This is a genomic window from Streptomyces canarius, assembly GCF_014650735.1.
Lineage (GTDB): Bacteria > Actinomycetota > Actinomycetes > Streptomycetales > Streptomycetaceae > Streptomyces > Streptomyces olivaceoviridis.
In genome coordinates, this window is sequence record NZ_BMVN01000228.1 from 1 (window position 1) to 715 (window position 715).

Here is a 715-nt window from a genome sequence, read left to right on the forward strand (position 1 = left end):
ACCACGTATGCGATGTCCCGCTCGGCCAGCCCAGCGCGGAAGTCGGCGTTCTGGCCGTAGCCGGCATCCGCCACCACCACCGGCGGCATCAGCCCCCATCCCGCCAGTTCGTCCAGGGCGTCCAGTGCGAGGCGCCACTTCTCCCGGTGCCCGACGTCCTCGGGGATGACGGTCCGCCGGCGCCGGACGGCGTCATCCGCCCATTCCCGGGGCAGGAACAGCCGCCAGTTCAGCGGGCACGAGGCTGTGTCGGAGACCGCGTGCACACTGACGGCGACCTGGCAGTTGGCCTGCTTGCCCAGCGCACCGCAGTACTGGTGGGCGACCGCCACCGACATCCTGCCGTCCTTGGGGAAGGACACGTCATCGACCGCCCAGGCGTCCGGGCCGACCTGCGGCACCATCCGCTCAGCGATCCGCCGGCGCACCGGCACGGGATCCCACGTGGACTGGTTCACGAACTGCTGCAGGTTCTGCTCGTTGCCGTCCGGCAACCGCGAGGCCATGGCCTGGATGGACTTGCGGCGGCCGTCCATCATCAGTCCCCGCAGATAGCAGTCGCCCTTGGCCCGCTGGTCCTTGCGCGGCACCGAGGCGAACACGTCCGCCACGAATAACGCCAACGTCGCCCGAACACGATTGACTTCATGTGCGTCCACACAGTCCTCCTGCCCCTGAACACGGCAGACAGACAGACCTAACGGAGTCCTACTAG

General features: G+C 68.4%; 1 protein-coding gene. It reads right to left on the reverse strand.

Annotated features, from left to right (window positions below; translation table 11 throughout):
• On the reverse strand, positions 1 to 659 hold a 659-nt coding region (locus IE294_RS47015; RefSeq protein ID WP_189895423.1), incomplete at its 3' end, for an IS701 family transposase.
• Between the last annotated feature and the right edge of the window lie 56 nt (positions 660 to 715).